Here is a 4578-nt window from a genome sequence, read left to right as displayed (position 1 = left end):
GCGCTCGTGGAGTCCGGCAAGTCGGTCATCGTGATCGAGCACCACCAGGCCGTCATGGCGCACGCCGACTGGATCATCGACCTCGGCCCGGGCGCCGGTCACGACGGTGGCCGGATCGTCTTCGAGGGCACCCCCGCCGACCGCSTCGCCGACGCCGTCCCCGACCCGGCCCGCGCGGCCCGCCACGACGGGGCAACTGCTGGACGGGATCACCTTCGAGCAGGCGGCCGACGGCCTGGAGAGCTGCCTGGACTACAGCCGGTCCGGACCCACGCACCCGGGCGAAACCGACCTGGGCACGGCCGACGGCTACCGGATCATCCTGGCGATGAACAGCACAGGCGACTCCAACGCCCCCGGCGACGGCATGTACGTCGTCGCGGTGCAGGACGCGCCGCAGTCGACCCGGCTGATCTGCAACGTCAGGGACGGCGAGGCACAAGGCCTGAACACTAGCGTCGGCAATGACGCCGACGTCATCCCGGACGAGGGCCCGGTGTTCGTCGACCCCAACGGCGGCAAGCTCTACCAGCAGTCGATCATCGACCGGGGCAATTGGAAGCTGCCGTTCCGCTGGGGGCTCATCGGCACGGTCGAGCCGTCGGTGGCCAAGGTGACGGTCTCCTACGGGAACTCCAGCAGCCGGGCGGTCCTCGACCACGGCTGGTTCGTGGCGTCCGGCGTGCTGAACGAGCAGGTCACCCTGGCACCCCACATCAAGGGCTACGACGCCGACGGCAAGCTGCTCTACGACTCCGACGACGACAAGTACTACCAGCGGACCCTGCCGTAGCGGCCGGTCCCGCGTGGTACCGACGGGCCGGGGGCGCCGCACAGGGGACGGCGCCCCCGGCCCGTCGTCACGACGGCTGTGCCTTGCCCGCCGGCACCGCTCCGTTGACCGCGGCTGCCAGGCTGAACGGCGCCTCCCGGTTCCTGAGCGGCCGGGTCACCTGCTTCGCCACGCACGACGGGATCCCGGCCGCCGCGTCCGTCTCCTGGCGCCGGTAGGCGCTCGGCGACATGCCGACCAGCTCCGTGAAACGCGTACTGAAGGTGCCGAGCGACGAACAGCCCACCGCGAAGCACACCTCGGTGACGCTGAGGTCGCCCCGGCGCAGCAGCGCCATCGCGCGCTCGATGCGCCGCGTCATCAGATAGCCGTACGGCGACTCCCCGTAGGCGGCCCGGAACTCACGGCTGAGGTGCCCGGCCGACATGTGCACGCCCCGCGCGAGCGCCTCGACGTCCAGCGGCTGCGCGTACTCCCGGTCCATCCGGTCGCGGACGCGCCGCAGCGCGACGAGGGTCCGCAGGCGCTGTTCCTCGGATGTCGAGTGGCTCGGGCTCACACCCGCATCTTCCCGGGCCGTCTCCCACCGCGTCCACTCCCGTGCCTGACGGGAGCGGGACGCGAGCAGGGCCATCACAGGTGCCGAGGTCAGACACATCGCCGGTCAGCCTCCGACGTAGGCCGCGAGGTGCTCACCGGTGAGGGTGGAGCGGTCGGCGACGAGGTCGGCGGGGGTGCCCTCGAAGACGATCCGGCCACCGTCGTGACCGGCGCCCGGGCCGAGGTCGATGATCCAGTCGGCGTGCGCCATGACGGCCTGGTGGTGCTCGATCACGATGACCGACTTGCCGGACTCCACGAGCCGGTCCAGCAGGCCGAGGAGCTGCTCGACGTCGGCCAGGTGCAGACCGGTCGTCGGCTCGTCGAGGACGTACACGCCGCCCTTGTCGGCCATGTGGACGGCCAGCTTCAGCCGCTGCCGCTCACCGCCGGACAGCGTGGTCAGGGGCTGGCCGAGGGTGAGGTAGCCGAGCCCGACGTCCGCCATCCGCTCGACGATCCTGTGCGCGGCCGGGATGCGGGCCTCGCCCTCGCGGAAGAACTCCTCCGCCTCGGTCACCGACATCGCGAGCACCTCGCTGATGTCCCGGCCGCCGAAGTGGTACTCCAGCACCGACGCGTCGAACCGCTTGCCCTCGCAGTCCTCGCAGGTGGTGGCGACGCTCTGCATGATCGCCAGGTCGGTGTAGATGACGCCGGCGCCGTTGCAGGTCGGGCAGGCGCCCTCGGAGTTGGCGCTGAACAGGGCCGGCTTGACGCCGTTGGCCTTGGCGAACGCCTTGCGGATCGGCTCCAGCAGTCCGGTGTACGTCGCCGGGTTGCTGCGCCGGGAGCCGCGGATCGGCGTCTGGTCGACCGACACGACACCCTCCGGCGCCGGGATGGAACCGTGGACGAGCGAGCTCTTGCCGGAGCCGGCGACGCCGGTGACCACGCACAGCACGCCGAGCGGGATGTCGACGTCGACGCCCTGGAGGTTGTTGGCGGTGGCGCCGCGGATCGCCAGCTTGCCGGTGGCCGCGCGGACCGACTCCTTGAGCTTGGCCCGGTCGTCGAGATGCCGCCCGGTGACGGTGTCGCTCTTGCGCAGCTCTTCGAGGGTGCCCTCGAAGCAGACGGTGCCGCCCGCGGTGCCGGCGCCGGGGCCCAGGTCGACGACGTGGTCGGCGATGGCGATGGTCTCCGGCTTGTGCTCCACCACGAGCACCGTGTTGCCCTTGTCCCGCAGGCGCAGCAGCAGGTTGTTCATGCGCTGGATGTCGTGCGGGTGCAGACCGATGGTGGGCTCGTCGAAGACGTACGTCACGTCGGTGAGCGAGGAGCCGAGGTGGCGGATCATCTTGGTGCGCTGCGCCTCGCCGCCGGAGAGCGTGCCGGAGGCGCGGTCGAGGGAGAGATAGCCGAGGCCGATCTCCACGAACGAGTCGAGGCTGTGCTGGAGCTTGGCGAGCAGCGGCGCGACGGAGGGCTCCTTGAGCCCCCGGACCCACTCCGCCAGATCCCGGATCTCCATGGCACACGCGTCGGCGATGTTGACCTTGTCGATCTTCGAGGACCGGGCCATCTCGCTCAGCCGGGTGCCGTCGCAGTCGGGGCACTTGGCGAAGGTGACCGCCCGGTCCWCGAAGGCCCGGATGTGCGGCTGCATCGACTCGCGGTCCTTGGACAGGAAGCTCTTCTGGAGCTTGGGGATCAGGCCCTCGTAGGTGAGGTTGACCCCGTTGATCTTGACCTTGGTGGGCTCGCGGTAGAGGAAGTCGTGCCGCTCCTTCTTGGTGTACTGCCGGATCGGCTTGTCCTTGTCGAAGAAGCCCGACTCGGATATGACCCGCACGACCCACCCGTCCCCGGTGTAGGTGGGGATGGTGAACGGATCCTCGGACAGCGACTTGGTGTCGTCGTAGAGCTGGGTGAGATCGATGTCGGAGACCCGTCCCCGGCCCTCGCAGTGGGTGCACATGCCGCCGGTGCGGCTGAAGCTGACCTTCTCGGTCTTGGTCTTGTCGGCACCGCGGTCGATGGTGAAGCCGCCGCTGGCGGAGACCGAGGCGACGTTGAAGGAGTACGCGGCGGGCGGGCCGATGTGCGGCTTGCCGAGGCGGCTGAAGAGGATGCGGAGCATCGCGTTGGCGTCGGTGGCGGTGCCGACGGTGGAGCGGGGGTCGGAGCCCATGCGCTGCTGGTCGACGGTGATCGCGGTGGTGAGCCCGTCGAGGACGTCGACCTCCGGCCGTGCGAGGTTGGGCATGAAGCCCTGCAGGAAGGCGCTGTAGGTCTCGTTGATCAGCCGCTGCGACTCGGCGGCGATCGTGTCGAACACCAGCGAGCTCTTGCCCGAGCCGGAGACACCGGTGAACACCGTCAGCCGGCGTTTCGGGATCTCGATGCTGATGTCCTTGAGGTTGTTCTCGCGCGCGCCGTGCACGCGGATCAGTTCGTGGCTGTCGGCAACGTGCGGCTCGGAGGACTGCGGGTCCGTACTCGTGGCCGTGCTCATCGTGAGGTCTCCATCTACAGCTCGGTCGGGAACGTTGCCGGTCGGCGTGGGGCTCGCCGGGATGTCGTCGGTCAGGGCCGCGCCTGGATACGGATCAGGTTGCCCGCGGGGTCGCGGAAGGCGCAGTCGCGGATGCCGTACGGCTGGTCAGTGGGCTCCTGGACGACCTCGGCGCCGGTCGCCTGCACCTTCTCGAAGGTGTCATCGACGTTCGAGGTGGCCAGCAGGATCCAGCCGTAGGTGCCCTTGGCCATCATCTCGGCGATGGTGCGGCGTTCGTCCTCGGTGATTCCGGGGTCGGCGGCGGGGGCGAAAACRCGTGTCGGTGCAGGTCGTCAGGAATCGAGAAGCGCCGGCATCCCGCCACGGCTAGCGTGACGGGCATGGACATCAGTATTCACGCCACTTTTCTTCCGCACGACGACCCGGAGGCCTCCCTGGCCTTCTACCGGGACGCCCTCGGCTTCGAGGTACGAACCGACGTCGGTCAGGACAAAATGCGCTGGATCACGGTCGGCCCCGCCGACCAGCCCGGCACGTCCATCCTCCTCGCACCCCCCGCCGCCGACCCCGGAATCACCGAGGACGAACGCCGCACCATCGCCGAGATGATGGCCAAGGGCACCTACGGCTGGATCCTGCTGGCCACCTCGAACGTCGATGACACCTTCGAGAAGGTGCAGGCGACCGGCGCCGAGGTCGTCCAGGAGCCCACTGACCAGCCGTA

General features: G+C 69.5%; 4 protein-coding genes and 1 pseudogene. 2 read left to right on the top strand and 3 right to left on the bottom strand.

The genetic code is table 11. From position 1 onward, the window contains the following. Window positions 1-106: 106 nt before the first annotated feature. The gene (locus tag EAO75_RS43460) at window positions 107-793 is read left to right on the top strand and encodes a hypothetical protein (RefSeq protein WP_315987689.1); all 687 of its coding nucleotides are present in this window, start codon (window positions 107-109) and stop codon (window positions 791-793) included. A 67-nt stretch (window positions 794-860) separates the two neighbouring features. Here EAO75_RS43460 and EAO75_RS43455 read toward each other — a convergent pair whose 3' ends face one another. The 3 genes and pseudogenes from EAO75_RS43455 to EAO75_RS43445 all read right to left on the bottom strand — a co-directional run. Further along, complete coding sequence (locus tag EAO75_RS43455) at window positions 861-1277, bottom strand: helix-turn-helix transcriptional regulator (RefSeq protein ID WP_261989685.1); 417 nt, start codon at window positions 1275-1277, stop codon at window positions 861-863. Window positions 1278-1457: 180 nt separating this feature from the next. Next, entirely contained in the window at window positions 1458-3851 is a 2394-nt protein-coding gene (locus tag EAO75_RS43450) for an ATP-binding cassette domain-containing protein (protein ID WP_148000667.1), read from the bottom strand. 71 nt (window positions 3852-3922) lie between these two features. Next, window positions 3923-4159 (bottom strand): annotated as a pseudogene (locus tag EAO75_RS43445) (VOC family protein); the annotation flags it as partial. A 75-nt stretch (window positions 4160-4234) separates the two neighbouring features. Between EAO75_RS43445 and EAO75_RS43440 the strand changes: the two are divergent. Next, the coding region (locus EAO75_RS43440; protein WP_148000670.1) for a VOC family protein at window positions 4235-4578 on the top strand (344 nt) is incomplete at its 3' end.

Source organism: Streptomyces sp. UW30 (assembly GCF_008042075.1).
Lineage (GTDB): Bacteria > Actinomycetota > Actinomycetes > Streptomycetales > Streptomycetaceae > Streptomyces.
Note: the sequence above shows the minus strand (reverse complement) of the source record. Positions and strands in the feature narration are given on the sequence as shown.